The sequence below is a fragment of the Bradyrhizobium sp. 195 genome, assembly GCF_023101665.1.
Classification (GTDB): Bacteria; Pseudomonadota; Alphaproteobacteria; order Rhizobiales; family Xanthobacteraceae; genus Bradyrhizobium.
The window spans coordinates 461782-487544 of the sequence record NZ_CP082161.1 but is presented as its reverse complement, the minus strand read 5'-3'; the positions used below and the strand labels follow the sequence as shown (position 1 = coordinate 487544).

At 63.9% G+C, this 25763-nt stretch carries 26 protein-coding genes; 7 read left to right on the top strand and 19 right to left on the bottom strand.

What is annotated here, in order from left to right; genetic code table 11:
* Window positions 1-30 precede the first annotated feature (30 nt).
* Entirely contained in the window at window positions 31-831 is an 801-nt protein-coding gene (locus IVB26_RS02170; RefSeq protein ID WP_247970417.1) for an SDR family NAD(P)-dependent oxidoreductase, read from the top strand.
* A 176-nt stretch (window positions 832-1007) separates the two neighbouring features.
* Here IVB26_RS02170 and boxB read toward each other — a convergent pair whose 3' ends face one another.
* From boxB to IVB26_RS02145, 5 genes are all read right to left on the bottom strand, one after another.
* Window positions 1008-2459, bottom strand: a complete 1452-nt coding sequence (gene boxB, locus IVB26_RS02165) for a benzoyl-CoA 2,3-epoxidase subunit BoxB (protein ID WP_247970416.1) — start codon at window positions 2457-2459, stop codon at window positions 1008-1010.
* 150 nt (window positions 2460-2609) lie between these two features.
* Window positions 2610-4298 carry a 2,3-epoxybenzoyl-CoA dihydrolase gene (boxC, locus tag IVB26_RS02160; protein ID WP_247970415.1) on the bottom strand — a complete coding sequence of 563 codons (1689 nt, stop codon included), beginning with the start codon at window positions 4296-4298 and terminating at the stop codon, window positions 2610-2612.
* A 117-nt stretch (window positions 4299-4415) separates the two neighbouring features.
* The gene (locus IVB26_RS02155; protein ID WP_247970414.1) at window positions 4416-4940 is read right to left on the bottom strand and encodes a DUF309 domain-containing protein; all 525 of its coding nucleotides are present in this window, start codon (window positions 4938-4940) and stop codon (window positions 4416-4418) included.
* Between the two features lie 18 nt (window positions 4941-4958).
* Window positions 4959-5777 carry an alpha/beta fold hydrolase gene (locus IVB26_RS02150; RefSeq protein ID WP_247970413.1) on the bottom strand — a complete coding sequence of 273 codons (819 nt, stop codon included), beginning with the start codon at window positions 5775-5777 and terminating at the stop codon, window positions 4959-4961.
* A 227-nt stretch (window positions 5778-6004) separates the two neighbouring features.
* Complete coding sequence (locus tag IVB26_RS02145; protein WP_247970412.1) at window positions 6005-7546, bottom strand: benzoate-CoA ligase family protein; 1542 nt, start codon at window positions 7544-7546, stop codon at window positions 6005-6007.
* A gap of 137 nt (window positions 7547-7683) precedes the next feature.
* Here IVB26_RS02145 and IVB26_RS02140 point away from each other — a divergent pair, with 137 nt between their 5' ends.
* Both IVB26_RS02140 and IVB26_RS02135 read left to right on the top strand, forming a co-directional pair.
* The gene (locus tag IVB26_RS02140) at window positions 7684-8592 is read left to right on the top strand and encodes a helix-turn-helix transcriptional regulator (protein WP_247970411.1); all 909 of its coding nucleotides are present in this window, start codon (window positions 7684-7686) and stop codon (window positions 8590-8592) included.
* A 152-nt stretch (window positions 8593-8744) separates the two neighbouring features.
* The gene (locus tag IVB26_RS02135; protein WP_247970410.1) at window positions 8745-9140 is read left to right on the top strand and encodes a group II truncated hemoglobin; all 396 of its coding nucleotides are present in this window, start codon (window positions 8745-8747) and stop codon (window positions 9138-9140) included.
* Between the two features lie 13 nt (window positions 9141-9153).
* Here the strand turns inward: IVB26_RS02135 and IVB26_RS02130 are convergent, their stop codons facing one another.
* Together IVB26_RS02130 and IVB26_RS02125 are read right to left on the bottom strand one after the other, a co-directional pair.
* On the bottom strand, window positions 9154-9486 hold the full coding sequence (locus IVB26_RS02130; RefSeq protein WP_247970409.1) for a PRC-barrel domain-containing protein: 333 nt from the start codon (window positions 9484-9486) through the stop codon (window positions 9154-9156).
* 135 nt (window positions 9487-9621) lie between these two features.
* The gene (locus tag IVB26_RS02125) at window positions 9622-10407 is read right to left on the bottom strand and encodes an IclR family transcriptional regulator domain-containing protein (RefSeq protein ID WP_247970408.1); all 786 of its coding nucleotides are present in this window, start codon (window positions 10405-10407) and stop codon (window positions 9622-9624) included.
* A gap of 111 nt (window positions 10408-10518) precedes the next feature.
* On the opposite strand from IVB26_RS02125, the gene IVB26_RS02120 reads away from it, so the two are divergent.
* Window positions 10519-11877: an aromatic ring-hydroxylating dioxygenase subunit alpha gene (locus tag IVB26_RS02120; RefSeq protein WP_247970407.1), complete on the top strand. Its 1359-nt coding sequence runs from the start codon at window positions 10519-10521 to the stop codon at window positions 11875-11877.
* A 273-nt stretch (window positions 11878-12150) separates the two neighbouring features.
* Window positions 12151-13587, top strand: a complete 1437-nt coding sequence (locus IVB26_RS02115; RefSeq protein ID WP_247970406.1) for a glutamine synthetase family protein — start codon at window positions 12151-12153, stop codon at window positions 13585-13587.
* 17 nt (window positions 13588-13604) lie between these two features.
* Here the strand turns inward: IVB26_RS02115 and IVB26_RS02110 are convergent, their stop codons facing one another.
* From IVB26_RS02110 to IVB26_RS02100, 3 genes are all read right to left on the bottom strand, one after another.
* A complete protein-coding gene (locus IVB26_RS02110) occupies window positions 13605-14345 on the bottom strand; it encodes a lipase family protein (protein ID WP_247970405.1) in 741 nt (246 codons plus the stop codon).
* A 95-nt stretch (window positions 14346-14440) separates the two neighbouring features.
* Entirely contained in the window at window positions 14441-14938 is a 498-nt protein-coding gene (locus tag IVB26_RS02105; RefSeq protein ID WP_247970404.1) for a hypothetical protein, read from the bottom strand.
* Between the two features lie 107 nt (window positions 14939-15045).
* Entirely contained in the window at window positions 15046-15564 is a 519-nt protein-coding gene (locus IVB26_RS02100; protein WP_247970403.1) for a hypothetical protein, read from the bottom strand.
* Window positions 15565-16062: 498 nt separating this feature from the next.
* On the opposite strand from IVB26_RS02100, the gene IVB26_RS02095 reads away from it, so the two are divergent.
* Complete coding sequence (locus tag IVB26_RS02095) at window positions 16063-16413, top strand: hypothetical protein (RefSeq protein WP_247970402.1); 351 nt, start codon at window positions 16063-16065, stop codon at window positions 16411-16413.
* Between the two features lie 32 nt (window positions 16414-16445).
* On the opposite strand, the gene IVB26_RS02090 is transcribed toward IVB26_RS02095, so the two are convergent.
* The 9 genes from IVB26_RS02090 to IVB26_RS02050 all read right to left on the bottom strand — a co-directional run bounded on the left by IVB26_RS02090 (window position 16446) and on the right by IVB26_RS02050 (window position 25202).
* Window positions 16446-18749: a TonB-dependent siderophore receptor gene (locus tag IVB26_RS02090; RefSeq protein WP_247970401.1), complete on the bottom strand. Its 2304-nt coding sequence runs from the start codon at window positions 18747-18749 to the stop codon at window positions 16446-16448.
* 109 nt (window positions 18750-18858) lie between these two features.
* Window positions 18859-19629, bottom strand: a complete 771-nt coding sequence (locus IVB26_RS02085) for a helix-turn-helix transcriptional regulator (protein WP_247970400.1) — start codon at window positions 19627-19629, stop codon at window positions 18859-18861.
* A gap of 237 nt (window positions 19630-19866) precedes the next feature.
* Window positions 19867-20580 carry an ABC transporter ATP-binding protein gene (locus IVB26_RS02080; protein WP_247970399.1) on the bottom strand — a complete coding sequence of 238 codons (714 nt, stop codon included), beginning with the start codon at window positions 20578-20580 and terminating at the stop codon, window positions 19867-19869.
* Window positions 20573-21340: an ABC transporter ATP-binding protein gene (locus IVB26_RS02075; RefSeq protein ID WP_247970398.1), complete on the bottom strand. Its 768-nt coding sequence runs from the start codon at window positions 21338-21340 to the stop codon at window positions 20573-20575. Before IVB26_RS02075 ends, IVB26_RS02080 begins: the two co-directional genes overlap by 8 nt.
* Window positions 21333-22277: a branched-chain amino acid ABC transporter permease gene (locus tag IVB26_RS02070; RefSeq protein WP_247970397.1), complete on the bottom strand. Its 945-nt coding sequence runs from the start codon at window positions 22275-22277 to the stop codon at window positions 21333-21335. Before IVB26_RS02070 ends, IVB26_RS02075 begins: the two co-directional genes overlap by 8 nt.
* A complete protein-coding gene (locus IVB26_RS02065; protein WP_247324607.1) occupies window positions 22274-23191 on the bottom strand; it encodes a branched-chain amino acid ABC transporter permease in 918 nt (305 codons plus the stop codon). The genes IVB26_RS02070 and IVB26_RS02065 overlap by 4 nt, the downstream gene beginning before the upstream one ends.
* 308 nt (window positions 23192-23499) lie before the next feature.
* The gene (locus IVB26_RS02060) at window positions 23500-23718 is read right to left on the bottom strand and encodes a hypothetical protein (protein WP_247970396.1); all 219 of its coding nucleotides are present in this window, start codon (window positions 23716-23718) and stop codon (window positions 23500-23502) included.
* Window position 23719: 1 nt separating this feature from the next.
* The gene (locus IVB26_RS02055) at window positions 23720-24379 is read right to left on the bottom strand and encodes an acyl-homoserine-lactone synthase (RefSeq protein ID WP_247970395.1); all 660 of its coding nucleotides are present in this window, start codon (window positions 24377-24379) and stop codon (window positions 23720-23722) included.
* A gap of 85 nt (window positions 24380-24464) precedes the next feature.
* Window positions 24465-25202 (bottom strand): helix-turn-helix transcriptional regulator, encoded by a 738-nt coding sequence (locus tag IVB26_RS02050; protein WP_246927773.1) that lies wholly within the window; start codon window positions 25200-25202, stop codon window positions 24465-24467.
* 164 nt (window positions 25203-25366) lie between these two features.
* Here IVB26_RS02050 and IVB26_RS02045 point away from each other — a divergent pair, with 164 nt between their 5' ends.
* Window positions 25367-25543 carry a hypothetical protein gene (locus IVB26_RS02045; protein WP_247970394.1) on the top strand — a complete coding sequence of 59 codons (177 nt, stop codon included), beginning with the start codon at window positions 25367-25369 and terminating at the stop codon, window positions 25541-25543.
* The last annotated feature ends 220 nt before the right edge of the window (window positions 25544-25763 follow it).

Here is a 25763-nt window from a genome sequence, read left to right as displayed (position 1 = left end):
TCAAAACAACGCCAAACCAAGGGAGGCCTCATGTTCAACGACCTGTTCTCGCTCAAAGGCCGCGTCGCGCTGGTGACCGGCGGCTCGCGCGGCATCGGCAAGATGATCGCGGCTGGATTTCTCAGTGCCGGCGCCGCAAAAGTCTACATCACCGCGCGCAAGGCCGGACCGTGCGAAGCGACCGCCAAGGAGCTCACCGCGCAATATGACGGCGAATGCATCGCGCTGCCGATCGACATCTCCACCGTCGAAGGTTGCGACAGGCTCGCCGGGGAAATCATCAAGCTGGAGCCGAAGCTCGACATCCTCGTCAACAATGCGGGAGCTGCCTGGGGCGCCGAGTTCGACGAATTCCCCGAAAGCGGCTGGGACAAGGTGATGGACCTCAACGTCAAGTCGCTGTTCTTCCTGACCAAGGCCCTGGCGAAACCGCTGCGCGCAGCCGCAAGCGCAGAACGTCCGGCGAAGGTGATCAACATCGCCTCGGTCGACGGCATCTTTGTCAATCCGGGCGAGACCTATTCCTACGCCGCCAGCAAGGCCGCCGTGATCCATCTGACGCGGCGCATGGCCACGAAACTGATCAAGGACAACATCAACGTCACCGCCATCGCGCCGGGCGCGTTCAAGTCGGACATGAACCGCGCCGCGCGCGACCATTCGGACGAGGTCGCAAAGCGCATTCCGGCGCGGCGAATCGGGGCCGACGAGGACATGGCGGGGCTGGCGATCTATCTCGCCTCGCGTGCGGGTGATTACGTGGTCGGCAACACCATCGCGGTGGATGGCGGCGTGGTGTACGCGAATGCGGGGCTGGAGATCGCGGGGTAAGAAGCGGGCTACGCTCCGCCGTCACCATACTCGGTGTCATGCCCCGGCTTGACCGGGGCATCCAGTACGCCGCGGCTTCTCGAGCTATCTCTGCTGTCTTTGGAATACTGGATCACCCGCTTTCGCGGGTGATGACAGTCTTCGTGTGGCGCGAGCGTCGCGTTTCGTTAAAATCCTTAGGACTCGATCTTCACGTATTCGAAATCGCCGGGCTTGTTGTCGATGCCGACTTTCGGCGGCGAGATCCAGGAGGCGAACTTGCCGGTCGCGGTGACGGGCTGCATCAGGGAGGTGATGAAGTCGCCGTCGCCCGTCGAGGGCAGCCATTCGTCCTTGCGCTTCGCCCAGGTCGCATCGTCGATCAACAGGCCGTCCGGCGTCGCGTGCACGTCCTTGAACTCGCCGATGTGGCGATGGAAGGCGACGTTGGGCAGCTTGAGCTGGAACTGATAGCCCGCGGTCGAGATCACCTTGTTCCAGCGCAGCATGCCCTTGACGCAATCCTGGCTGTAATCGTCGCGCAGGCGCATGTTGAGCGCGGTCAGCGCCGGCTCGTCGACCAGCTTGATCTCGCCGTCGACGAACTTGAGCACCGGATAGGTCGCGTTCTTGAGCTGGTGATCGTCGTCGATCTGGGTCTCGTGATAGCGGCCCTTGATGCCGGTGTTGAAGGCGTTGGCCGCGTTGGTCGAGACCTCCGAGCCGAACAGATCGAGCGACAGCGTGTAGTGCAGGTTCAGCTTCTTCTGGATGGTCGGAAGATCAATGACGCCGAGCGCGCGGACCTTGGCGATGTCGGTCGGATCGGTGATGCCGGCCTCGCGCATCGCATCGCAGGTGCGCTGCACGACGCGGGTGATGCCGGTCTCGCCGACGAACATGTGGTGGGCTTCTTCCGTCAGCATGAAGCGGCAGGTGCGCGACAGCGGATCGAAGCCGGACTGTGCCAGCGAGTGCAGCTGCATCTTGCCGTCGCGGTCGGTGAAATAGGTGAACATGAAGAAGGACAGCCAGTCCGGCGTCGCCTCGTTGAAGGCGCCCAGCATGCGCGGCGAATCGGCATCGCCGGAGCGACGGCGGAGCAAATCGTCGGCCTCTTCGCGGCCGTCGCGGCCAAAATACTTTTGCAGCAGGTAGACCATCGCCCAGAGGTGACGGCCCTCTTCGACGTTGACCTGGAACAGATTGCGCATGTCGTAGAGCGAGGGCGCGGTCTTGCCGAGATGGCGCTGCTGCTCGACCGAGGCCGGCTCGGTGTCGCCCTGGATCACGATCAGGCGGCGCAGCATGGCGCGATATTCGCCCGGGACTTCCTGCCAGGCCGGCTCGCCATAGTGCTCGCCGAACGGCACGACGCGGTTCTCTTCCTGCGGCGCAAGCAGGATGCCCCAGCGATAGTCCGGCATACGCACGTAATCGAACTTGGCCCAGCCGCGCGGATCGACCGAATACGCGGTGCGCAAATAGACCAGCGATTCCTGGAAACCTTCCGGCCCCATGTCGCTCCACCAGTCCATGTAGCCGGGATGCCAGCCCTCCAGCGCCTTCAGCACCTGGCGGTCCTCGGCGAGGTTCACGTTGTTGGGAATCTTGGTCGAGTAGTCGACGTTCATGATGTTCATGTTCATGGCCGTGCTCCTTGATCGGTCTCGTGTCCCGGACGCAGTGCGGCGCGAAGTGCTGCACTGCTGAGCCGGGACCTATTGTTCGGTCCACTATGGGTCCCGGTTCTGCGCAGCGTCACTTCGTGCCGCAGCGCGCCCGGGACACAGAAATCATCAAACCCGCGTCATATCGAATTTCGGCTTCTGGCCGCTGCCGTAGCGGCGCAGTGCGCCTTCCTCGCCGACCGCGTTCGGGCGCTGGAAGATCCAGTTCTGCCAGGCGGTGAGGCGCGCGAAGATCTTTGATTCCATCGTCTCGGGGCCGACGAAGCGCAGGCTCGCTTCCATGCCGGTGAGACTGTCGGGCGAGAAGCTGGCGCGCTCCTCGAGAAACACACGAACCTCGTCGTCCCAGTCGATGTCGTCGAGCGCGAAGGTGACGAGGCCGAGCTCTTCCGCCTGCTCGGCGTCGAGCGAGGTGCCGAGCGTCGCTTCCGCCCGCTCCACATCGGCCGGATCGGCCTGGAAGCGCGATTGCAGCCGCGTCAGGCCATGGCTCATCGGATAGGGGCCGAAATTCATCGCGGAGAGCTCGATCGACGGCGGCGGACGATTGTCGCCCTGGCGCGTGCCGATCAGCATGTAGGAGCGGTCGGCGGCGAAGACGAGCTCGGCCAGCGTGCCGGCAAAGCAGGAGCCGGGCTCGACCAGCGTCACCAGAGTGCGCGAGGTGACGTCGATGCGCTTGAGCACGCGCTTCCAGTAATGACGGATCTCATTGACCAGCCAGTGCGCCTTGTTGGTTTCGAGGAAGGCATCGCAGGCCAGCACATGGGCACGGTCGCCATGGCTCTTGAACACCAGCATGGCGATCTCGAGCTCGTTGATGCGCAGATGCAGGATGGCATCGTCGATCTCGCGCGCCACTTGCAACGGCCAGAACGAAGCGCCCTGCGCCATCATGCCGTCGATGTCGGCCGGCGGCGCCGCCTCCGGCGCCTTGATCGAGATGGTGGCGATGCGAGACGTGCGATCGATATCGACGGTGACGAAGCCGTAGCGGATGCTGGTGTCGTCGATCAGGCGCTTGACCGGCGTCAGCGCGATGCCCTTGCCGCTGCCCTTGCGCTTCGATTGGCCTGCAAATTCCCTGGCGCGCTCGGCGATCTTGGCCTCGAGCTTCGAGTTCGGCGCGATCTCGTCGACGAGGCGCCATTGCACGGCGCGCTTGCCCTTCACGCCCTCCTCGATGGTGCAGAAGAAATCGGCGTGGTCGCGCCGGACCTTGCGCTTGTCGACGACGCGGGTGAGACCGCCGGTGCCCGGCAGCACCGCGAGCAGCGGCACTTCGGGCAGCGCAACGGCGGACGCGCCGTCATCGGCGAGAATGATGTGATCGGTCGCAAGCGCCAGCTCGTAGCCGCCGCCGGCGGCGGATCCGTTCACCACCGTGATGAAGCGCTGGCCGGAATTCTCCGAGGAGTCTTCCATGCCGTTGCGGGTCTCGTTGGTGAATTTGCAGAAATTGACCTTGTGAGCATGTGTGGAGCCCGCGAGCATGCGGATGTTGGCGCCGGCGCAGAACACGCGGTTCTTGGCCGAGCGCATCACCACGACCTTGACCTCGGGATGCTCGAAGCGCAGCCGCTGCACCGCATCGGCAAGCTCGATGTCGACGCCGAGATCATAGGAATTGAGCTTGAGCAGGTAGCCCTCGAACAGGCCGCCGTTCTCGTCGACGTCCATGGTCAGCGTCGCGACGTCACCGTCGACCGCCAGCTTCCAATGCTTGTAGCGGGACGGTTCGGTCTGGAAATCGATGAATGTCGCGCCGCCTGCGAGGCGCCGATCTTCCCCGGCCATGGGTCATCCCTGAGCTTGATTATGCATGATCGCCGTAGCGTTAGATGCACAATAGTGCATCTTTTTGGGCGCGTCTACCCCTTAACCGGGCTCACATGCATTTTGTTTCATGGCGCCTCAGGACCGCACGGTGGCCCCGAGTGCGATCCAGTCCGCCTTGGAGAGCTGGGGACGGCCGAGCTTGGCTTGCAACAGCGCGACCAGGGCCGGGACAGGGAAGGTCTCGACGAAGCCGTCGCCGGCCGCAGCCGCCTTGCGCGAGCTCAGTGCCCTCAGCTCCGCCAGCGCATCGCCGAACAAGCGCGCGGCCGAATGCGGCCTTTGCATGCGCAGCCGCAAATTCGCGTTGGCGATGTGGATGCACGCACGCAGCAGAATTCGTTCGCGGCCACCTTGCGGAGCGGCGGCCCACACGGCCTCCAGCACTTCCTGCGATTCCCAGAAATAGCCGCGGTCGTTGAGCGCAAGCCCATAGCGCAGCGCTGGATGGCGCGCCGGCACGTAGCCGCGGAAGGCCGATGGCACCATCGCCTTGGCCAAACCAAGCGTCTCGGAATCCGCATCCGCCGCGCCGGGCTCGCCCGGGACATAGGCCCATTGCGGCCAGGGCAACGGGCCGGTCGCATGTGAAGGCACATTCATGGATGTGCCTCCGCATGGTCATGCGGCGCGTCCCTGAAGTCCCTGATCATCGCGCAGGGCCGCTTTTGCAAATTGCTCAATCGCGTCAAGCGTCGCCCCCGGCGCTTCACGATGCGGGGAATGGCCCGCGCCTGAAATGACTTTAATATCGACCGGACAGTAACACTCTTCCTGCGCAATTTCGACCTGGCGCAATGTCCCATATTGGTCGTTGGCACCCTGCAGGACCATGATGGGTACGCGGATATAGGCGAGGTATTCGGAGATGTCCCAATCGCGGAATTCGGGATCGAGCCAGGCGCCGTTCCAGCCGTAGAAGGCGTTGTCGACGTCCTTGTGCCAGTGCGCCAGTTTCGCCTTGAGGTCCGTGGTTTCGAAGCTGGCCTTGATCGCGGCGATGGATGCGACCGCGATGTCCTCGACGATGAAATGCGGCGCAATCAGCACGACGCCGCTCAGGCGATGATCTTGATGCGCGCCGGCATAGATCGTCACGATCGAGGCGCCGTCGGAATGGCCGAGCAGCAGGCCGCGCCTGAAGCCGATTGCATCGAGCAGCTTCGGCAGCACGTCCAGCGCCTCACGCTGCATGTAGTCCAGCGGTCGCGGCAACACGACCGGGCTCGACTGGCCGTAACCCGCACGCGAATAGAGGAAGATGCCGGCGCCGGTGGCAGCCTGGATCTTCTCCGGAAAGTCGCCCCACAGCCCGACCGAGCCGAGGCCTTCGTGCAGCATGACGATGGTGGGTGCGTCCGCGACCTCAGGCGCGAGCCATTTGTATTCGAGGCTGGCGTCGCCAATGCTGAGGAAGCCGGTGGGGGTGAGGTTGGTCATGTTCGATTCCCATTCATGGCCAATGCCGAGATGCCCACCCTCCCCTGGAGGGGGAGGGTCGATTCACAGCGAGCGTAGCGAGATGTGAAGCGGGGTGGGTGACAGTCTCTCCGCAGATGCAGTGCCCGTATGGAGAGATCACCCCACCCCGTCACGCATCTCGCTTCGCTCGATCGCGTGCCGACCCTCCCCCTCCAGGGGAGGGTAAGTGAGCGCAGATTGCGCCCTCAATGCGCCCCTTCCCGCAGCTTGAACCGCTGGATCTTGCCCGTCGCCGTTTTCGGCAGCGACTCCACCACGTCGATCCAGCGCGGATATTTCCACGGGCCGATCTTCTGCTTGACGTGCTCCTTGAGCATCTCCTGCAACTCCGTCGTTGTCGCGCCGGGACGCAGCACGACGAAGGCCTTCGGCTTCAGCAATCCTTCCGGATCGGCCTCGGGCACGACGGCGGCTTCCAGCACGGCAGGATGCGTGATCAGTGCGCTCTCGACCTCGAACGGCGAGACCCAGATGCCGGAGACCTTGAACATGTCGTCGGCGCGGCCGCAGAAGGTGTAGCGGCCCTCGCCGTCGCGGACATATTTGTCGCCGGTGCGGGTCCACGGTCCCTCGAAGGTACGGCGGCTCTTGTGGCGCTGGTTCCAGTAGCCTTCGCCGGCCGAGGGCGCATCGACCAGGAGTTCGCCGACCTCGCCATCGGCGACGTCCCCGCCGGCCTCGTTGACGAGCCGCACCGCATAGCCCGGCACCGGCTTGCCGGAAGAGCCGTATTTGATGTCGCCGGGCGCGTTCGACAGGAAGATGTGCAGCAGCTCGGTCGAGCCGACGCCGTCGAGAATGTCGACGCCGAAACGCGCCTTCCAGCTGTTGCCGACGGATTCCGGCAGCGCCTCGCCGGCCGAGGTGCAGATGCGCAAGGCCTTGCCGCCGCGCTCGCTCTTCATCGTCTCATCGTTGAGCATGGCCGCGAACAGCGTCGGCACGCCATAGAAGATCGAGGGGTTGTAGCGGTTCATCAGATCGAACATGCGCGCCGGCGTCGGGCGCTCGCCGTTCAGGATCACGCTTGCGCCAACCGACATCGGGAAGGTCAGCGCATTGCCGAGCCCATAGGCGAAAAACAGCTTTGCCGCGGAGAGACACACATCGCTCTCGCGGATGCCCAGCACCTGCTTGGCGTAGGTGTCCGCAGTCGCCTGCAAATTGGAATGGATATGGCGCACGCCCTTGGGCATGCCCGTCGAGCCCGACGAATAGAGCCAGAACGCCGGTTCATCCGGATGCGTCACGGCGGTGGCGAATTGGTCGCTCTCGCCGGAGATCTCCTCAGCGAGCTGCTTGTGGCCGTTCTGCTTGGCGCCGGACACCACCACATGCTCGAGATCGGGCATGCGGCCAACCACGTCCTTGATGACAGGATAGAGCGCCTCGGAGACGAACAGCACGCGCGCGCGGCAGTCGGCGAGAATGTAGGCGTACTGGTCCGCGGTCAGCAGCGTGTTCAGCGGCACCGGCACGATGCCGGCGCGGATCGCGCCGAGGAACACGATCGGGAAATCGACGGTGTCCAGCATGATCATCGCCACGCGTTCCTCGCGGCGGACACCGAGCCGGCGCAGCATGTTGGCGGCGCGGCGGCTGTCGCGCTGCAGTTCGCCATAGGTGAGCCGCGAGACGGTGTCGTCGAAAGCCAGCTTGTTGCCGCGGCCCTCCTCGACGTTCCGGTCGAGCAGCCAGGTCACCGCGTTATAGGATCCCTCGCTCACGGAGTTCTCTCCCGAATTTAGAATTATAATTCATAGAAAGACACCGCGGCGGCTTGCTGTCAATGCCAGCAGGCATTATGTTTCATTAAAATGCGCCGCAGGACAACCTTCAAGAAGACATCCCTTAAACAAGGCTCATGACCGACAGTCCCGACGCCGAATCCCAGTTCCTTGAACAGCTCGGCCAGCGCGTGCGCACGATGCGCGCGCTGCGGGGCATGTCGCGCAAAGTGCTCGCCAAGGTATCAGGAATCTCGGAGCGCTACATCGCGCAGCTCGAGAGCGGCAAGGGCAATGTCTCCATCGTGCTGCTCCGCCGCGTCTCCGACGCGATGGGCGCGCATCTCGAGGACCTGCTTCCCAGCGCCGATCCGACGCCGGACTGGCAGATGTTTCGCGATCTCTTGCGCAAGGCGACCCCTAGCCAGATTGCGCAGGCAAAGGACCTGCTCACCGGGGGCAGCGCAACCGCGCCGCGGCGCGCGCCGTTCTGCGGCATCGCACTGATTGGCCTGCGCGGCGCCGGCAAATCGACGCTCGGCCGGATGCTGGCGAAGAAGGTCGGCTGGAGTTTTGTCGAGCTCAACAAGGAGGTCGAGCAGCAGAACGGCCTCTCCGTCGCCGAGATCATCGCGCTCTACGGCCAGGAGGGATTTCGCCGGATGGAGCAGGCGGCGCTGCAGCAGCTGCTCGCGCGCAACGAGCTGATGGTGCTGGCGACCGGCGGCGGAATCGTCTCCGAGCCGCTGACCTTCGACCAGATCCTGACCTCGTTCTACACGATCTGGCTGAAGGCCGAACCCGAGGAGCACATGGCCCGCGTCCGCCGCCAGGGCGATTTGCGCCCGATGGCGGACGATCGCTCCGCAATGGCGGAGCTGCGCAACATCTTGCTGAGCCGCGAGCCGCTGTATTCGCGCGCGACCGCGGTGGTGGATACGGCCGGGCTCAGCGTCGATGCTGCCGCGGCAAGGCTGATCGATGCGGTGCGGCCAGTGCTGCAGAATGAAGCGCGCAGTTTTGGCCTGCGCAGCGTGGCGCTGTAAGCCGAGTTGCCTCCAAATCCTCTGCGTTCCCTCCCCCTTGCGGGGCCCCGCAAGGGGGGAGGGAGCGCAGCTGAGCACGCCGAAGCACTCCGCATCCCTTTTCATTTCGGAAAGGAAGACGATATGAGAAACAGCCGAATTCAGGACCACGAATGACCTCCACCGACGTCACCACCTCCACGTTCGAGCGGATCGGCGGCAGTGCCACGATCGACGCCCTGGTCGACCGCTTCTACGAGCGCATGGACACGCTGCCGGAAGCACAGATCATCCGCGCCATGCATGCGGACGACCTCGGCCTGATCAGGGACGTGCTGAAGCGCTATCTCACCGAATGGACCGGCGGACCGCGGCTGTATACTCCCGAGAAGGGCCATCCGCGGTTGCGGCAGCGACACATCGGCTTTGCCATCGGCGATGCCGAGCGCGACGCGTGGATGCTCTGCATGCGCGGCGCGATGGAGGAGACGATCATAGATACCGCCGCGCGGCAGGACCTCGACAAGGCGTTGTCCGGCCTCGCGGACTGGATGCGTAACCGGCAGTGACGAAGTCGATCTTCTAGATCGACCAGTAATTCGGATGCTGGTACGGCCGCGAGCGGTCGCCCCAGTCGAATTCGTCGCCGTCGACTTCGCAGGGACCACTGCTCAATTGCTCCGGCGTCAGTTCGGCCTGAAAGGCCTGACGTCCCGGATCATATTTCAGCGCACTCCACTGCACGGGATAATGGTGATGGGTGCCCAGCAGCCTGCCGGTCTTGATCACGGCGTAGGCGACGGTCCCGCTCACCTTGTCGAGCATCAATCGCTCAATCGTGCCGAGCTTCGTGCCGTCGCACCCATAGACGGCGACGTGCTCGACGCGATCACTGGGAACCATGGTGTGTTGCATGGCGTACTCCCTGATCTTGTGTGAAGCGATTATAGCACAGACTGCGGGATTGTAGGGTGGGTTAGCGCCAGCGTAACCCCACCACTTCTCCCACCGCCTGCGACTCGCTAACCCACCCTACGTGGTGCCGCGTCGCTACAACAACTGCGAGCGCACAGAGTCCGCGCCTTCCCGCAGCAACGGCAGGAAACGATCGATCAGTTCCTGCGCCGGCACGCGATCGACATGGGCGCCCATGTTGATGGCGGCGACGATGACGCCGTCATAGCGGTGCACCGGAACCGAGATCGAGCGGAAATGCGGCTCGGCCTCGCGGTCGACCAGCGAATAGCCCTCCGCGCGGTCGGCTGTGATGCGCGCGAGCAGTGCTTTCGCGTCGGTCACCGTCTGCGGCGTCAGGGCCTCGCGCTTCATCGCTTCGATGCGTCCGGCAAGATCGGCATCGTCGAGCTGGCCGAGCATGGCGCGACCGACCGAGGTACAGAAGGCCGGCAAGCGGTAGCCGATCTCGAGGCCGCCCGAGAACATCCGCGCCGGGCTGCTGCGTGCGATGAACAAGACATCGTCGCCATCAAGCACGGCGAGCGATGAGATTTCGTTGGCGGCGGTCGCGACGCGATCGAGCACAGGCTGAAGCACGGCGACGAGCTGGCTCGAACGCAAGTATGACGCCGCCAGCGTCAGCACATGCGGCGTCAGCGAGAACAATTTGCCGTCGCCGGAGACGTAGCCGCCACGCTGGAGCGTGAACAGCATGCGCCGGGCCGTCGCGCGCGGCAGATCCGCGGCGCGGGCGAGATCGCTCAGTGTCATCGGGCCTGCGGAGGTGCCGAAGCATTGCAACAGGCGCAGGCCGCGATCGAGGGCCTCGACGAAATCGGTCGCGCGCTCGTCGGACTCGCTCCGCTTCAGCTTGGGCATGTGACGGGACAATCCTGCAAAATAGTGCTTGCTGCCGATCCAAGGCATGTCATAATTCGCCCATTCGTTCAATAGACGAACAAGCGCCACTCCACAAGGGATGCTACTGCCATGATGAGCCAGGAGCAGAACGACCTGATCACCCGAACCGGTCCGAAGGACCCCTGCGGCCAGCTGATGCGGAGCTACTGGCAGCCGGCGGCGCTGGTGGATGAGCTGGAGGGCGCGCGGCCGATCCGTCCCGTCAAACTGCTCGGCGAGAACCTGGTGCTGTTCCGCGACGAGACCGGACGCTACGGCCTGATCGACCGCCACTGCGCCCATCGCGGCGCCGACCTCGCCTTCGGGCGGCTCGAGCATGGCGGCCTGCGCTGCGCCTTCCATGGCTGGCTGTTCGACGCCGACGGCCAGTGCATCGAGACGCCGGCCGAGCCGAAGGATTCGAAGCTTTGCCAGAACATCCGGCAGCGCTCCTATCCCGTGATCGAGAAGAGCGGCATCCTCTGGGCTTATCTCGGCGAAGGCACCCCGCCCGCATTTCCGGAGCTCGACTGTTTTGTCGCGCCCGGCACGCACACGTTTGCGTTCAAGGGCCACATGGCCTGCAACTGGCTGCAAGCGCTGGAGGTCGGCATCGATCCCGCGCACGCCTCCTATCTGCACCGCTTCTTCGAGGACGAGGACACCTCCTCCGCCTACGGCAAGCAATTCCGCGGCGCTTCGGCCGGCTCTGATCTGCCGATGACGAAGATCCTGCGCGAATACGATCGCCCCATCATCAATGTCGAGCACACCGAATACGGGTTGCGGCTGATCGCACTGCGCGAGATCGATGAGGAGCGCACCCATGTGCGCGTCACCAACCAGCTCTTTCCGCACGGCTTCGTCATTCCCATGAGCACGGAGATGACGATCACGCAGTGGCACGTCCCGATCGACGACGAGAACTGCTATTGGTACGCGATCTTCACCAGCTACACCAACCCGGTCGACAAGCAGAAGATGCGCGACCAGCGGCTCGAGCTCTATGAGCTGCCCGACTACAAGTCGCGCAAGAACCGCAGCAACGACTACGGTTTCGATCCGCACGAGCAGCAGACCGCGACCTATACCGGCATGGGCACCGACATCAACGTCCACGACCAGTGGGCGGTGGAATCGATGGGCGCGATCCAGGACCGCACCAAGGAGCATCTCGGTTCGAGCGACAAGGCGATCGTGCAATATCGCCGCCTGCTGCGGCAGGAGATCGAAAAGGTCCAGGGCGGCGAGAAGCCGATGCTGCATCTCGACGAGACGAACGCGCGTAGCATCCAGGGCCCGGCGGCCATGGACGGCATCGGCCCGACGCGGGGCTGGGAGACCTACTGGATGGAGGTCGACGTCAAGCGCCGCCGCGGTGCGCCATGGACCGCGCCGGTGCCGAAGGAGATCGCCGACAACGTGCACAAACTGACGGCGGCGGAGTGACGCGCGTGCACCGAACCCGTAGGGTGGGCAAAGGCGCAACGCGCCGTGCCCACCATTTCTCCGTGATGGATACAGATCGTGGGCACGCTTCGCTTTGCCCACCCTACGGCAGTGGAGCGAGTGTGAAGGTCTATCCTCGTCATTGCGGGCGCAGCGAAGCAATCCAGAAATGCATCTGCGGAAAGACTCTGGATTGCTTCGCTGCGCTCGCAATGACGGAGAAGTTGGCAAGCGTCTTGCCCCGTCGATCATCGTGACTGAGGAGCAACCAAAGTGACTTTCGTCGCGCGTCATGCGCTGTGGTCGGATGAGCAGAGGGACGCCGCAGCGCGCATGCGGCGCATCGTCGAGGAAAAGAATCTCGAGGTCATCCGCCTCGCCTTTCCCGACCAGCACGGTATCTTGCGCGGCAAGACCATCATCGCCTCCGAGGCGATCGCCTCGCTGGAGAGCGGCTGCTCCATCACCACCACCATGCTGGCCAAGGACACCTCGCACCGCACGGTGTTTCCGGTGTTCACTGTGGGCGGCGGCTTCGGCATGAAGGAGATGGAGGGCGCGGCCGACGTGTTGATGGTCGCCGATCCCACCACTTTTCGCGTGCTGCCCTGGGCGCCGACCACAGGCTGGGTGCTGTGCGACCTCTACTTCAATGACGGTCGCCCGGTGCCGTTCGCGACGCGCTCGCTCTATCGCAAGGTGCTCGACGAGCTCGCCAGCCGCGGCCACGACTTCGTCGCCGGCCTCGAGGTTGAATTCCACATCTTCAAGCTCGACGACGCGCATATGCGGCCCGAGGATGCCGGCCAGCCCGGCACGCCGCCCTCGGTGAGCCTGCTCAGCCACGGCTATCAATATCTCACCGAGCAGCGCTTCGATCAGATGGAGCCGGTGCTGGAGATTCTCCGCCGTGACATCGTCGCGCTCGGCCTGCCCCTGCGCTCGGTCGAGGTCGAGTTCGGGCCGAGCCAGTGCGAATTCACCTTCGCGCCGAGGAAGGGGCTCGAGCCCGCCGACAACATGGTGCTGTTTCGGAGCGCCGTAAAGCAGATCGCGCGCCGCCACGGCTATCACGCCACCTTCATGTGCCGGCCGAAGCTGCCGAACCTGTTCGCGAGCGGCTGGCACCTGCATCAGTCGATCGTCTCGCGCGCGACCGGCGAGAACGAGTTCATGACGAAGGACGGCGGCGAGCCGCTCAGCGCGTTCGGCAAAGCATACCTCGCCGGCCTGCTCGACCACGCCCGCGCCTCCACATTGTTCACCACGCCGACCATCAACGGCTACAAGCGCTACCGCTCCTATTCACTGGCACCGGACCGCGCGATCTGGGGCCGCGACAATCGCGGCGTGATGATCCGCGTGCTCGGTGGCGCCAATGATGCCGCAACGCGCCTGGAGAACCGCATCGGCGAGCCCGCCGCCAATCCCTATCTCTACATCGCCTCGCAGATCCTCTCGGGCCTCGACGGCGTCGACCGCAAGCTCGACCCGGGCCCCTCGGCCGACACGCCCTATGAGACCAAGGCGCCGCTGCTGCCGAAGAGCTTGCGCGATGCCGTCGCCGCGCTGAAGGACGATCCCTTCTTCCGCGAGAAGCTAGGAGCCGAATTCGTCGACTATTACACCCACATCAAGAACGCCGAGATCGATCGCTTCCTGTCCGAGGTGACGGACTGGGAGCACCGCGAATATTTCGAGGTGTTTTGAACGGCAATCGGCCCCGATCATTCCGCACGCTGTAGCGGCGTGAAGCCGAATGCGCCTCCGGCCGCAAGAGCAAACGCGTTCGAGGTCGGGCCGGTCGCCATGCGGGGATCCGGCCCGTTGCTCGACGTGGGCGAGCCGACCCGTGTCACGCCCGCGCGCAGCGCCGAATTGGCAGGGTTCGAAACGACGCGCCGGCCGGCACTTCGTGCGTCAATGCGCCGAAGCGCGGCGAAGCGCTGGCTTCCGTTGCGCGCGATCAGCTGCTCGTCGGAATCCGGCCGATAGATGACATCGCAATTGCCGACCAGCGTGGCCGGAGCGCGGTAACCCAGTGGATTCCCCTCATTGTACGTGAGATCTGCAAGGTTGGTCGCAAGCAATTCAACGCCGTGCAGGCCAATGATCGAGCCTCGCGCAGCCTTGACCTCGACGGTTCGCACCTGCGGATTGCAGCGCGACTTCGCCTGAGGATATTCCTGAACGGCCGCGCGGGCATATGACAGAACCTCTCCGCTCTCATACACACGATCAATGACGAGGCGCTGGACGTTTTCGGCCAGAAGAGCCCTGTTGACGAGGTGCGCGCCGGTCACCGGAGACGGATCGAATGCAACCACCTTGGCGATCCGCGGACCACCCGACTTGGTCGCAAGCGCTACGAATTGCGCCAAGCCGGCACCGAGGGAATGTCCCGTCGAAACGATCTGCGGCTTCCGGGCGGCCCGCTTGTAGCAGTCCAGATTCTGGATCTGCCTCATGACCGTATCGACGTTGCGTTGCAGCTGCTGGTAATAGTCGTCGTAGGGCGAACCGAACCGGCTGAAGTTCGAGTACCAATCGCCCCCGGAAAACCCTACGGTGCCGCAAACGCAATGCTCACTTCGCTGCAGGCTCCACGCGCCGCGGCGCGTGTCCGCGCCCACACCTGGTATGTCGGACCGCTGCCGAAGTTCCAGCCGCGCCTGGCATAAGCCGCCTTGCAGGCCTCATCCGCCCAATCGAGGCAATCGAGATATGCGTCGCTGCCGAATTGATAGCGCCAGGGCTTGAAGATCTTCCGCGCGTGACCTCTGAGGTCATCCTGCGAAGCCGGGATCGTACTTTGCACCGCGAACTCGACTTCCTCGCCGAGGCCAGCATCGCGCATCGTGTTCAGCGTGCCGACCGGCTTATATGCCGTGGACGACTGGATGGCATAAGGCAGGTAATAGTCGGCATATCTGTAGACATAGGCCGCCAGGATATCGGGATCATTGTTGGACTGAGCCGCGGCAGGCTGAACGGCTGAAAGCCAGACAACGGCCGCCGCGCTGGCGAGAATGATCCGGAATGCTGCAAAACGAAACCGCATGGCAACATCTCCAAATATGAAAGACAATCTATGGCTGCATGAGACCATAGCTGCCGCTTCTTGACAATATCGAGAGTTGGCTCGGCGGCGAGCGCCGGGAACGGGAATCAGCCCAGAGTCCGGAGAGCCTGCCTCCTCGCGCGCAGCTCCATGATCACCGCAACGATCGCATAGACAACGAATATTCCGATCGCGATCGGAGCGCCCTCGATGATCCTCCAGCCCAGGCTGACCACCTTGTGGGCGACACTGCCGACGTCGCCACCGTAGACGATGCAATCGCCCACGCCTCCCTCGTTCGGCGAGCATTTGGGGTTGACGAGATAGCTGATCGAAAGCATCGGGCCGAAATAGGGGACGAATGCGCAGATGAGACTGACCGCGAACGCCAGCAGCAATCGGATCCATAGCCGGGGCCATCCCAGCGTGATCAGCCAGCAGCAGGCGGCCAGCCACAATGCCGCGAGTCCGTCGCCAAAGCGAGAGCCGACCAGCAAGCTCGCCTCCAGCGCATGACGGATGATTTCCGCGGCAGAAAATCCGATGGGACAGCCGGTATCGGTGCCGGGCTGGCATCCTGAGATGGCCGCGAAGAGAGACGTGAGCAGGATCGCCAGTTCCGGCACAAAGGGAAGGACAACGAACAGCAACAGGATCGCTCTCCAGCGCCGACGATGAGAATTCCCGTCAGGTTGCGATGTCATGCTGGCGCGGGCGACATTCCCCAAATGATCTTCCGCGAAGACCCCTGGCCTTACTACCTCTGATACAGGCTGACCGCAACGAGCATCATTCGGTTCGCCCGAGACGGTCCTGGGTGCCGCAGCAACCAATATCTCACACGCCCGTGAGACGACTTCGCGTCTCCTGTTCCGACGAAACGTCGGCTGGCCTGACGAAGCCATTTTCCCAGCGTCGCGAAAACCGCCGGAAAGAGATGGGGTCTAGAGTGACCCTCAATGATCAACAGCGGAGTTCGGTCATGTGGAATCAACTGTTCAGCCTGATCTACCGCCTGTCCTGCCGGACGACCCTGATCGAAATCGGCACCCATCGGCTGGCGCGCTAGCGGCCAAGCTGGTGCGATTTAGGTAAGACGGATTGACCGGATAGTGGGGATGGCCATGCGTAAACTCATCCTGATCGTCGCTATGTCACTGCTCGCAAGCCAGGCCCATGCCGGCGGCTCGCGCAGCCTCAGCCTTGCGGCGAGCACTTCGAATCAACCGGCGAACGAGCAGCCGGCCGCACCGGCGGCTGGCACGCCGCAAGCGGTGCAGTCGGCGGCAGCAGCACAGCCTGCGCCCACGCAAACCGCAACCACGACGTCGACCTCGCCCGCCGCCCCCGCGCCAACCGCTGCGACAGCCGCGTCAGCCGAACCGAGCCCGGCCGCGACCAAGCCGAAGCGCCGCGCGCCCTCGGTCGAGGCCCGCGTGATCCGCGAATTGCATCGCCACGGGATCTATTGGTGATTGAAAGGTAGCCCTCTTCATCGAGCGTCCATTCACCAGCGATAGCCAAGCGTTGCGATGACCGTCAGCGGGGCGCCGCGGTAGCAATAGCCGACCTGGCACGTCGTGTAGTGCAGATTGAACAGGTTCTTGGCGTTGACCTGGAACTGAAGTCCTTTCAGTTCCTTCGCCGCCTGGCCGAAATCATATTTCAGCGCCGCATCGACCAGGGTCACCGAGCTGTTCTTGAACGTATTGAGGTCGTCGCCATAGCTCCAGGACATATAACGCGCGCCACCACCGATGCTCAGTCCCCCAAACGGGCCTGCCAGCGGCAGGGCATAGTTCGCCCATAGCGTCGCGGTGTGGGGCGGATTTCCCGACGGAAACTTGCCGACCAGCGAGCTGTCGCCGGCCTGCTTGGTGACCATGTCGAGATAGGTGTAAGACGAGGTGATGTCGAAGCCGCCGCCGAGGCTGGCGAGCCCCTGCAATTCGAAGCCGCGGCTCCGGATCTCGCCGCGCTGGACCGTCACGCCCGTTCCCGTCGTCACCAGGCCGCCATCCTGGGTCAGGTCGAACACCGCGGCGGTGATGAAGCTCCGCGTGCCCAGCGGCTGATACTTGACGCCGATCTCGGTCTGCTCGCCGGTGGTCGGCTTGAAGAAGGCACCCGAGGGATCGACGCCGAGATTGGGAAAGAACGAGGTCGAATAGGCGACGTAGGGCGCAATTCCGGAATCGAACACATAGGTCAGCCCGGCTCGGCCGCTATAGGCCTGTTCGGATTGCTGCTGCCGGGTCAACGCGAACAGATCCTCACCGGTGGTGCGGACCCAGTCGCTGCGGCCGCTCAGCGTCAGGATCCAGTGGTCGAGCTTGGCCTGGTCCTGGATGTAAACGCCGGACTGGGCCTGCCGCTGCCGCGTCGAGGACGAGATCGCGGGATCGGGAATCGATTCCGGCACATAGGCCGGCGCGGCCAGATTGAGATCGGAGACGCCGAAGCCGAATCCCTGCTTGTCGTTGAACTTCGACGAGGTGTAGTCGGTGCCGATCAGGAGCGTGTGCTGCACCGGGCCGGTCGAGAGCTTGGCCTCCACCTGGTTGTCGATGATGGCCGATTGCAGCGTGTCGTGGACGTAGCCGGTATAGCGCGAGACGACATTGCCGACGGGCGCTCCGAGAAAGCCGACATAGCGCGTGACGGCATCGACGTCGACATAGCGGAATTTCTGGCGAACGGTCACGGCATTGTTGAACGCATGCTCGAACAAATAGCCGACGCGTCCCTGTTCCTGATCGAGCGAATTGTAGGACGGGCTGCCGGTGAAGATGTCCGTGGTCGTGCCGGTGCCCGAAGAGTAGGTGAACATCGACCCGGGCGTCTTCGATTTCTGGTAGGCGCCGAGAATCGTCAGGGTCGTCGATTGATCCGGCTTCCAGGTGACGGCCGGAGCGACGTAGGTGCGATTGTCCTTGCCGCCGGGCACGAACACGTCGGCGTCGCGAACCACGCCGGTCAGCCGATACGAGAACTGGCCGTTGGGATCGATCGGCCCCGAGAAATCGAAATTCCCCTGAATGCGCTCGCGATCGCCGAACAGCGTCTGCACCTCGTGGAACGGCTGGCTGGTCGGCAGCTTGCTCTGCAGGTCGATCAATCCGCCGGGCGAGCCGAGGCCGTAAAGCGCCGAACTCGGGCCCCGCACCACCGTGATGCTGTCGGCGCCATAAGGCTCGGTCTTGAAGACGCCGAGACCGGCGCCGACGAGGCGCAAGCCATCGAGATAGATGCCGTTGTAGGTGACGTCGAAGCCGCGGATCGCGATGGCGTCGAAACGCGGATCGTAGCCGGAGGCATCGATGCGGACGCCCGGTTGATAGCCGACCGCTTCCGTCAACGTCTGCACGGCGCGATCGTTGAGCTCCTTGCGCGTCACCACCGAGATCGACTGCGGCGTCTCCAGCAATGGCGTGTTCGTCTTCGTGCCCGCCGTGCTGCCGCTTGCAACATAGCTGTTCTCGCTCGACGCATCGCTACGGCCGCTACCTGCCTCGCGCGTATCAGGGCTTCGGGCTTGGCCGGCTGCGGCATTGCGCGGCGGCACGGCGCGGCCACGCTGCGATTGCGCGGCGCGCTGGGCGGATTGGGAGCGCGGACGCACCTGGTTCGGTGCCTCGACCGTGACGGGCGGCAATGTCGCCGCCGTCGATGCCGAATTGGTCCCGGAGACCTGTGCGAGCGACGGCGTCGCGTGCAGCACCATCCCCAAGCCGGCCGCCCCCAAGCCAGCCATGCCCAGGCCGGCCTTCATTCGTTCCCAGCCGGGCAGTTGCCCGTCGTTGCGCCTCATCGTCTTCCCCGCGTTCCGTATTTGGACAACCCGGGAGTAATCAGATCGAGGCGCGCGCCGCCTTTGCGCGTGCGCAAATCACCTTTGATCACGCGTGGAGGCTTTCGAGTTACTGACAGCGCTTCGGCGAATGGCCGAAACGCCTGCGGAACGCCGTTGCGAAATTGGCCGGATGGGCATAGCCGACCCGATAGGCCGCTTCGGTGACCGACAAGCGCTGATGAATCAAAAGCGCACGTGCGGCATCGAGGCGCTGCGCCCTCAAATAATCGATCGCGCTCTCGCCATACACCATCTGGAATTTCTGGTTGAAGGACCTGCGGCTCAGCCCTGCACTCCGCGCCAGTTCGTCGATGCTCCAGGGGTAGGCGAGATCGGCATCCATCCGCTCCTTGACCGATTGCAACCGCATCCTCTGGAGGTCGGCTGCCGGGTCGACCGCAATCCGGCCGCGCTCACTGAACAAGGCGTGGACGATGATCTCGGCGGCGTGCGCCGACAGCAACAATTGGCCTGCGCTTCCCGCGACCGGCGGAGAGAACATTTCTGCCGCGACGGCCTCGATGCGTGGCGATGCCGTCAAAGAGACGACGGCCGTGCCTGCCCCCTCGTTCCCAAACAGCGCCTGAAACTCGTCGCCGAGTCCAAGCTCATCGATGGACGCCCGGGGAAGAGCAAGGCCGATGGCAGGACGATCGCCAGAGCGGGTCACGGCGCTGTCTTCGCGCACGGCAATTGCCATCATCTGCCGCTCACCGCTGGCAGCGCGCGTCAGAATGCCGCGGCCAGCACTGTCGTCAAACGCCACGGAGATGAACAGGCCCGAAGCTGCGATCGCAGAACCTCCCGCGTCGGCGCGAAACTCGCCCCTGACAAACACGCAGCCCGGAAAATCCAGCCATTGGCCCGCTGTTGAAGCGTCGGGCTGTGCGGAACCGTTGTCGTCTTGAGGCCGTCCGACAATTTGATCGTAAAAGTCCCGCATCGAATTCCGCTTACGCGGCTTCTTTGACGGCTGACGGCGGCGCGCTCAAGGGCGGAGCGCGCAGTTTGGAGGATTTCGAAACTGGATTTGCTCGAAGAAGCTTTGCGCTACGCGCGGAGGGCGACGAACGCCTCAGATGCCCAGATATTTGTGCTGGAGATCCGGCTCGGCCATCAGCTCGTCGGAGGTGCCGCTCCACACCGTCCTGCCGCGCTCGATAATGGTGTGACGATCGCAGATGCGGGCGAGGTGGTCGACGTTCTTGTCGACGACCAGGATCGACTGGCCCCGGCTCTTGAGCAGCGACAGGCAGTTCCAGATCTCTTCGCGGATCAGCGGCGCAAGGCCTTCGGTCGCTTCGTCCAGAATCAGCAGCTTCGGGTTGGTCATCAGGGCGCGGCCGATCGCGAGCATCTGCTGCTCGCCGCCGGAGAGCTGGTTGCCCATGTTACCGGCGCGCTCGGCGAGGCGCGGGAACAGCACGTAGATCGCGGCCAACGTCCAGGGGTTGGGGCTGCCGAAACGATCGGCCGCGGCCGCGACCAGATTCTCGCGCACGGTGAGGTTCGGGAAGATCTGACGTCCCTCAGGCACCAGGCCGACGCCGAGCTTTGCGATCCTGTACGAGGGAAGCTGCCTGACCTCGGCGCCGGCGAAACGAATGCTGCCGGCGCGCGCCGGCGTCAGGCCCATGATGGAGCGGATGGTCGTGGTCTTGCCCATGCCGTTGCGGCCCATCAGCGAGACCATCTCGCCTGATTTGATCGACAGCGACAGGCCGAACAGCACCTGGGACAGGCCGTAGCAGGTCTCGATGCCGTCGACGTCGAGCAGCGTGTCAGCCATGATGCGTCACCACGTGCTGATCGCCGAGATAGGCGCGCTTGACGTCTTCGTTGGCCCGAATCGCGGCCGGATCGCCGGAGGCGATGACGCGACCATAGACCAGCACCGAGATGCGGTCGGCAAGCGCGAACACCGCCGGCATGTCGTGTTCGACCAGCACGATCGAGACTTCCTTGCGCAGTTCCTGGAGCAGCTTCACCATGCCCTGGGATTCGGTGACGCCGAGACCGGCCATCGGCTCGTCCAGCAGCAGCAATTTCGGCTTGCTCGCGAGCGCGACCGCGAGTTCGATCTGGCGCCGCTCGCCATGGCTGAGCTTCGACACCAGCACATCGGCGCGATGGGCGAGGCCAACGCGATCGAGCGCGGCATGCGCGGCATCACGCAAGGATCGCTCCTTACGCGCATCGGCGAAGAACCGGAACGAGGTGCCGGCATGGGCTTGGGCTGCCAGCGCGACATTGTCCGCGGCAGTGAAATCGAGCAGCAGCGAGGTGATCTGGAACGAACGCGCAAGTCCGAGCGCGCAGCGGCGATAGGCCGGCAGATAGGTGATGTCGCGCCCGGCCAGCGAGACGCTGCCGGAATGCGGCTCGAGATGCCCGGTGAGCTGGCTGATCAGCGTGGTCTTGCCGGCCCCGTTCGGGCCGATGATGGCGTGTAGCTCGCCGGCCGCGACGTCGAGCGAGACGTTGTCGGTCGCGATGATGCCGCCGAAGCGGCGCACCAGCTTTTCGACGCGGAGCAGGGGTTCAGCCACGGCCAGCCCTCCCGAGCATGCCCATGATGCCGCCGCGGCCGAACAGTACGATCAGCAGCAGCAGCGGGCCCATGATCAGCGCCCAATATTCGGTGATCTGCGACAGAAATTCTTCCAGCAGCAGGAACACCACCGCGCCCATGATCGGGCCGAACAGCGTGCCCATGCCGCCCAGGATCACCATCACCATGAGATCGCCGGAGCGGGTCCAGTACATGACGGCCGGGCTGACGAAATCGGTGTTGTTGGCGAGCAGCGCGCCGGCGAGGCCGCACATCGTGCCCGATATGACGAAGCAGACCAGCTTGTAGCGCTTGGCGGGGAAGCCGATCGCCTGCATGCGCTGTTCGTTGGAGCGCAGGCCCTGCACGACGAGACCGAAGCGCGAATTCACGATGCGCCAGATCAGGAAGATGACGCCGAACAAGCAGGCGAGGCAGAGATAATAGAACTGCGTGCGGTTGGAGAGATCGACCAGCCCGGAGAAGTCGCTGCGCTTGTAGACGGTGAGACCGTCGTCACCGCCGTAGCGCGCCAGGCCCGAGGCGACGTAATAGGCCATCTGGGCGAAGGCCAGCGTGATCATGATGAAATAGACGCCGCGGGTGCGCAAGCTGAGCGCGCCGATCACGAGCGCGTAGATCGAGGAAGCCGCGAGCGCGACCGGGAACTGGACGAAGCCGCTTCCGACGCCTTCCTGCGCGAGCATGCCGACCGCGTAGCCGCCGATGCCCAGATAGGCGGCGTGGCCAAAGCTCATCATGCCGCCGAAACCCATGATGAGGTTGAGGCTCGCGGCCGCCAGCGCCAGGATGATGATGCGGGTGAACAGCGTCAGGATGAAGATGTTGCCCGACATTTGCGAATAGAGCGGCAGCAGCACGAGGCCCGCCAGCATCAGGGCCGTGACGGCCTTGCTCACCGTGAAAGCCTTCATCGGCGGTTGGCCGGAAACAGCCCCTCCGGCCGCACCACCAGCACGATCGCCATCAGCAGATAGATCAGCATGGACGACAGCGCGGGTGCGGCGGTGGAGGCAGCGGCGCCGCTCAGCACCTGCCGCAGCAAATTGGGCAGGAAGGCGCGGCCGAGCGTGTCGATCATGCCGACGAAGATCGCGGCGAGGAACGCGCCGCGGATCGAGCCGATGCCGCCGATCACGATGATGACGAAGGCCAAAATCAGGATGTTCTCGCCCATGCCGATCTGCACGGTGAGGATCGGCGCCTGCATCAGTCCGGCCAATCCGGCGAGCGCGGCGCCCAAGCCGAACACCAGCGTGTAGAGCAGCTTGATGTTGATGCCGAGCGCGCCGATCATCTCGCGGTTGGAGGCGCCGGCCCGGATCAGCATGCCGATGCGGGTGCGCATCACGCCGAGATAGAGCAGCAGCGCGACCAGCAGCGCCACAGCGATGATGGCGAGCCGATAGGCGGGATAGTGAATGCCGGGCAGGATCGGCACCGGCACGGTGAGCCAGGCCGGCAGAGGCAAGGCCAGGCCCGCCGGGCCCCAGATCAGCCGGACGGCTTCGTTGAAGAACAGGATCAGACCGAACGTCGCGAGCACGTGGTCGAGATGGTCGCGACCATAGAGATGCCGCAGCGCACTCATCTCGAGCACGATGCCGAGCACGAGCGTGGCACCGAGCGCCAGCAGCGCACCCAGCAGGAAGCTGCCGGTCCAGGCCGCAAAGGTCGCAGCGAAATAGGCGCCCATCATGTAGAGCGAGCCGTGCGCGAGGTTGACGAGATCCATGATCCCGAACACCAGCGTCAGGCCGGCGGCGAGAAGGAACAGCAGCAGGCCGAACTGCAATCCGTTCAAGAACTGTTCGACGACGAGCAGCATCAAGACTCTTTCAGGCGCACGCGGTGTCGCGCCGATGTTCGAACACGGTCGCCATCAGTGAAAGAGCTCCCCCTGCCTGTTCAAGGCGGAAAAATGGGTAATGGCAGTATCGTTCCGAGGCAAGAGCGATTCGACATCAAACATGCACTTTGTTGCATCCTGGCGCGCCGCCCAACGGCATGCCGAGCGCGCTGCAACAAGGCCGCCGCTCAGGCTGGGGCAACCTGCCGCACCCAAACGAAACACCCTCTCGCCGGTTGGCCCGGCGAGAGGGTGCGAATTCGTCGGAATGCAAGCAAGGATGACGCCTAGTGCGACGTCATCCGCTGGGGAAGGTCATCCTGTTCGGCGAGCCCGCTATTGACCGTCGAGGCCTCCAGCGCCGCCATCCGGAACAGATAGGCGAGCGTCGCCAGTCCGGTGTCTTCCGCCATCTGCGCCAGCTCAAGCGCCATGTCGGACATGTAGCCGAGATTCTCCTCCTCGATCTGCGCCATGATCTGGCTGTCCCGCATCATGTTCGACATCTCAGGCGCTCTTTCGTTGCGCGGCAGTAGCGCCGCAGAGGTTGGCACGGGCAATGCAGTCGATCCGCGGACCGTCCTGGCGGACGACATTGGTCATCCCGATACGGTCACGCACGACATCGAGCGATTCCTGACGGATCTCGATCGTTGCCGCCATGGTCAAGGAATTCTCCACCAGCGCGGGCAATCCCAGCGGCGTCACGACGAATCCGATGTCGTGGAAGCGCGGCAGCCACCAAGTCTCCATCACGAGACAAAGCCGCTCGATACCCTGGTCGAGACAGAATTCCTGCGCAGCCGCCATCAACTGCAGATTGAACGCGCCGTCGCGGCGCTCGCGCGAGACGAAGAAGCGCGACCACTCCCAGACCAGCGGGTCCGAGGGGCAACCGCGTACCGCGGCGAGGTGCGGGAAGACCTCGCTCATCATCGTCGGCCTTGTGGTCGGATACAGGCGCGAGCCGCCCAGCACCCGGCGGTTCTCGAGAGCCAGCAGGTAGACTGTGTCCTCATTGTCGTAGGTATCGATCTCGCGGCCGTCGAGCTTGCGCAGCGCCTCCCATTTCCGCTCCTCGACGAAAATCTCGTGACGAACCCGAAAATGCTGTTCGAGGACGTCCTCGTACAGGTGTCGATTGACGGCAGAAATCACATGAATCATGAACTCCCCCATGGCTTGAAATGAGGGGAGCCTCAGCGAAAAAGACAAAACCGACTATTGGGAAATTTCCCAGTAGGCGGGGATTTCAGGGATTGATGATTCTGTGGCGGATCGCGATCGCGACCGCGTGCGTCCGGTTGACGGCGCCGAGCTTGCGCGCGGCAGTTGCAAGATGCTCTTCCGCCGTGCGCTGCGTGATGTGCAGGATCTCGCCGATCTCCCACGCCGACTTGCCCTGTGAGGCCCAGGCGATCACCTCGCGCTCGCGGGGGGTAAGGCGCGTCGACGGATGCGGCGCCGGATCGAGCAGACGGCGAATGTGGTCGAAGCCGTACATCCCGATCAGATGCAGCGCCGGCTTGCTGCGCGCATTGAGGTCGAGATGGACGCCGCCGAGCGAGACGCCGGCCTCGTAGCCGGTCAAGCCGTGGATCGGCACGACGAAGCCGCGCGACATGCGGAAATCGGCGGCGCGCCGCATGACCTCCACCGCACCGGGCTCCAGCTCCGGATCATACGGCGCTTCGGACCATTCGAACGGGTTCACCGACTGCCGGCATTTGCGGATCACGGGATCGACACGGTCGTAGCTCTTCTGGGTGTAGAGGCTGAACCACTCCGCCGGCCACTTCTTGGCGAGCACCATCTGGGAAAAGCGCTGCTCGGGATTGGGCAGGCCCGTCACGATGATATGTTCGAAACCGTACCGGCCGAACGCGGTTGCAAGCGCGTCCATGGCGTCCGGAACCTTGGTGTAGGCTCCGAGCCCTTCGATGAAGTCGAGCGCCTCCCGGCCATAATCTACGGCATCTGCGGCGGACATCGGTGCGTTTCCTGACTTTCGCGCTCCATATAGCACGTATTCGGGAGCTGCCTCAAATGCACTGCGGCCGTAGTTTCCCGGTGCGCATCTGCTCTGAAGATTTAAACTACTTGTGGCAGAATTGACGTCACGATACACCTGAGCGTCCGCAGCGGGAAAACCAAATGGAAGACGAGGACATTGCCCTCAACAGCGTGCTCGGTCTGGAATTGAACCGCGTGTTTTTCGCCGTCCACGAAACGGCAAACAAGCAGAAGATCATCGAGTTCGCGCGCGAGGTGCTGCAAAGCGAGCTTGAGGCGCTGGCCGACACCGTCTCGCCCGAGGGCCCGGCGAGCTGAAGCGCGGTTGCCGCGTTACGCACTCTGCGACGCCTGCCTTTATGAACGCGCCGATTTTAGTCGAAACAGTCTGACCGTTGCCTTCCCTTCTCCCGCTTCCGATGCGCTGCAGGGCCGAGGCCCATTCATCCGCAACTTCCTCTCTGGCTTTCCGGGTCCCGGCTCTGCGCCGCAACGCCAAAACGCGTTGCAGCGCGTCCGGGATACGAGAGAGCTTGCC